2 protein-coding genes and 1 pseudogene are annotated in these 4,129 nt (G+C 53.3%); 1 reads left to right on the forward strand and 2 read right to left on the reverse strand.

Annotated elements, in window-relative coordinates:
• Positions 1-243 (reverse strand): annotated as a pseudogene (locus BM022_RS16240) (efflux transporter periplasmic adaptor subunit); the annotation flags it as partial.
• A gap of 213 nt (positions 244-456) precedes the next feature.
• On the opposite strand from BM022_RS16240, the gene BM022_RS14880 reads away from it, so the two are divergent.
• A complete protein-coding gene (locus BM022_RS14880) occupies positions 457-1,317 on the forward strand; it encodes a LysR family transcriptional regulator (RefSeq protein WP_256209218.1) in 861 nt (286 codons plus the stop codon).
• Between the two features lie 1,531 nt (positions 1,318-2,848).
• On the opposite strand, the gene BM022_RS14885 is transcribed toward BM022_RS14880, so the two are convergent.
• Positions 2,849-3,907 carry an NAD(P)-dependent alcohol dehydrogenase gene (locus BM022_RS14885; protein WP_091140552.1) on the reverse strand — a complete coding sequence of 353 codons (1,059 nt, stop codon included), beginning with the start codon at positions 3,905-3,907 and terminating at the stop codon, positions 2,849-2,851.
• Positions 3,908-4,129: the final 222 nt, after the last annotated feature.

Below are 4,129 nucleotides of genomic sequence, written 5' to 3' on the forward strand. Positions count from 1 at the left end.
GCGCTTGAGCAGGATGCCGCCTACCCGCGGACGTATTTCAACCTCTTTGGCGCCTTCGGTCTGGGCCACCGCTTCCGCGCTGATTGGCACACTGGCGGACTGCACCTCAATCATGCTGACGGGGAGAGACGTTGCTCCCGGCTGCCGGCTCGCCGCTTCATTTTGACCGCACGCGGCCACGGTAACGCAGAGGGTTAGTCCAAGTAGAGTGCTTCGATAAACCGACAAACTGTATGTATACATTCGTGTATGTATGTAGCTAGGTATAGTAGAGTGTCTGGTGGGAAACCGGAATGCCCATTGGCTGGCGCGCCGGATGTGGAATTCTCTCTTAAGAGAGGGGTCTAGCAAGAGATGGGGTGAAGTCTAAACAAAGCCGTGGTATAGTAGAAATGAATTAATACAATATCAGGTATTGTTATTTTTAATTTCACTCAAGTCGATCTTAATCTCCTGGTGACGCTCGAAGTGCTGTTGACCGAACTGAACGTCACTAAAGCCGCGGAGCGTCTTAACCTGAGCCAGCCCTCCGTGAGCGTGCAGCTCGGGAAACTGCGGAATATTTACAACGACCCGCTGTTGCTGCCCGGACCACGAGGTATGTTGCCAACGTCCCGAGCCGTTGAGCTGCTTGAGCCCTTACGTTCAGCTCTTCTTGAGCTGGAGCGCGTGGTCGGACCTCAGAAGCGCTTTGATCCTGCAACTGCCGAGGTCACCTGGAGCTTGGCGGCTCCAGATTACGCGGAGTCGGCAATTCTCCTTCCAATTCTGTCGAAATTAAGATCGGCCGCTCCGCGTACTCGCATTGCAATCCGCGATACCGCTCCACCTCAGATGGCTAAACAGCTGGAACAGGGTATCTGCGACCTTGGTTTCCTAACCATGGATACAGTGCCCCCAGAGCTTCGGTTCAAGTTTCTTTTCATTGAACACTACGTGCTCATTGCGCGGAAGGATCATCCGCACGTGAAACGCAGACCAACAATAGATCAGTTTTGCACTCTGGAGCACATTCTGGTGTCGCCCGATGGGGGAGGTTTTCGGAGCATTACGGATACAATGCTTCAGAAGATGGGGAAAACGCGGCGGGTTGTGTTATCCGTTCCACATTTTCTATTTGTTCCAGCCTTAGTTACCCAATCGGACATGGTCGCGATGCTTCCATCACGCCTGATACCCAACCTGTCGGACGAACTCTGCGCGTTCGAAGCACCGTTGGAGATCCCCGGGTACGAGATGGCAATGGTCTGGCATGAGCGTTCACATCGTGATTCAGGGCACAAGTGGTTGCGTGAGCAGATTCATGCCGGACTATAATCCGCCCGCTCGTCCGTTTTTAATTCCCACCAATTTCTAGTCATAACAAACTTACTACCCACGTTTTAACCCACGCGGTTCCCTCATCTATTCTCGCATTAACTCAAGACGAGCATATATGGATCTGCGATACGCTCGTATCCACAGGCCCACGGCTGAACCTGAAGTTCTGTAAATATACGCCTTGGCATGCCGATGTGGATCGGTGCCACGCCGTCTGTGAAAGCGTTTCAATGCTTGTTCGGCTTTCTTCGTAGAGTTTTACGTACTGGGTTTGGCGTAACGGGGAAGACCCGCTGAGCGCATGTATGCGGCGGCAGCGTCAAGTATTGATGGGTTGGAACCGGAGGAAGTGCTGGGTAGGCCTGCGAGGGATTCGTGCCGACCAGTACCTTCGGCGGCCCCTGAGGTTGGCTATTCGCTCGTCCTCTTCGTTCTCCCGCTTGCGTCGGGTGCCTACCAGCTCGCTTGGCTCGCTCTTCGGCTCTGAGGTTGAGGGCTTTTTGGGCGACTTCTTCACAACTTTAGTCGGAGGTTTTCGGCGTTCCCAGTTGCACATAACCTCTTCTCATAATACCAGAGAAATGCTGGACCCCAGCAACCAACGCCTGGGTGCACCATCACCGACTCCTTACAATATCGATTCCTACGGCTGATATGCTCATCTAAAACAACATGCTCTATTTTCTCGGCTATCAGAGAAACCCGAAGGCATGGGGCTCGGACTCCCAGAAGCGTGTAACAAAATCATCCATGCAAGGAAAATAAGTTTTGACGTCGAGAAGATCGGGGAACACCCCTATCTAAACCCTTATGTTTATCTGTATGGAAAGCAAAATGGGAAAAATTGGAAGGCTACGTTAATATAGTGGCTTTACGAAGGCTTATGTTTCGATCGTGTGCTGCGGCTGAATGCATTTTCTGATTCGCAACGTGCCCCAGATTTTGGGCTCGTTCATGGTCGCACCTGCTATCGCAGTCCGAAATACATGGGTCCGATTTGCGACGCCATGGCGCCAGTCCGTCTGCACCTCTAATCGTTCGATTGCAACATCCAAGATTACACGGGCTCCGCGACTTCTCATATAGTAAGAGGTACCGCAACCTATACCGTGGTAACAAACGTGGTAACTTCCTGTGTCGCCAATACGTGAACTTAACACAATGAAGCGGGTTACAGCCTCCAATGTGAAGGACACCGCTTCTCAATTTCGTAACTTCTTGTGATTAGTATGGTTTGTTTAGACCTAATCTCTACCCACATCTAACCCCCCACCGGCCCGTCGTAAACCTGTTTGCGTTAACTTGTCCCACCATCCATGTTCCCACTTGCGCCGGAACAGGCCCGCTCAACTTTTCTTCAATACAGTCGAACTCGTCGTGTGATCTTGTGCATAAAAACCCGTTGCTCGCAAGCGGCCAGCAACACGTCCGCGAGGACCATGCCCAGAAGTAACTCGAGTTACCACAAATTGGGTCATTAACGCGTTTGTTCCTACTACGGCACGGGGAAGTGCTCGTCCCCTCCGCTTTACTCAGTTCTGAGAGAAGCCATGTCGATGGCGAACCGATACTTCACATCCGACTTCAGCAGTCTTTCGTAGGCTTCGTTGACCTTCTGGATGGGGATCACTTCGACATCGGCAGTAATGTTGTGCGTCCCGCAAAAGTCGAGCATCTCCTGGGTCTCACGGAGACCGCCGATGAACGAGCCGGAAAGAGTGCGGCGGCCTGATATGAGGCCAAAGGCGGCGACCTCGAGCGGCTTCGGGAGAACACCAACGATGGTGAGATTGCCGTCGACGCCAAGCAGATTGATATAGGCGTTGATGTCGTGTGCGGCTGAGACGGTGTCGAGGATGAATTCAAAGCTGCCGGCGTGCTTCTTCATTTCGTCCGCGTTGCGAGAAACCACGACTTCGTCGGCCCCGAGCCGGAGCGCGTCTTCCTTCTTGTTAGGCGACGTTGTGAAGACGACGACGTAGGCTCCGAGCGCATGCGCAATCTTCACGGCCATGTGGCCCAGTCCGCCGAGACCCACAACGCCAACTTTCTTGCCCTTTTTGACGCCCCAGTGACGCATGGGCGAGTACGTCGTGATTCCCGCGCACAGGAGCGGCGCCGCCCCCGCGAGATCGAGGTTGGACGGGACGCGCAGCACGAAATGCTCGTCGACGACGATGCTGTCTGAATAGCCGCCGTAAGTCATCCCTCCCAGATACTTGTCGGGTGAGTTAAAGGTAAACCTGAGCTCGGGGCAGAAGTTCTCAAGGCCCGCTTTGCACTGGGGGCAGGTGCGGTCGGAATCAACCAGGCACCCGACCGCGACCAGGTCGCCGGTCTTGTATTTTGTGACGGCGGAGCCGGTTATAGTGACACGGCCAACAATCTCATGGCCGGGAACAATCGGATAGACGGTGGGCATGAACTCGCTCCACTCATTGCGGACGGAATGAAGATCGGAGTGACAGATACCGCAGAAAAGGATTTCGATCTGCACGTCGTGTTCGGTTGGGTCGCGCCGCGCAATTGTGGTGTCGGCAAGTGGTGAGGTCGCACTGGCAGCGGCGTAGGCCTTAGAGTTAAACATACACTGTCCTTTCTAGCGTTGAATCACCCCTGATATTTTTGTTATGTACCAACTCTAAGGGCTGAAACCCCCAGATTTGAGTTTCTTCATTTCAAACTCCTAACCCCATGGGTGGAACGGAGATTAGTGTGGTGGTCAAATCATTTCAGACACCGTGATAGGTGGTATTGCTACCATTTTCCGTTCATAGACGACGGGCGACAGGTAGCCCAGTTTCGAGTG

It is taken from the genome of Nitrosospira sp. Nsp14, assembly GCF_900113575.1.
Classification (GTDB): domain Bacteria; phylum Pseudomonadota; class Gammaproteobacteria; order Burkholderiales; family Nitrosomonadaceae; genus Nitrosospira.

What these genes read in the sequence shown, in the direction of transcription:
- BM022_RS14885 (WP_091140552.1), bottom strand. Translation starts at nt 3,907, where the DNA reads ATGTTTAACTCTAAGGCCTACGCCGCTGCCAGTGCGACCTCACCACTT.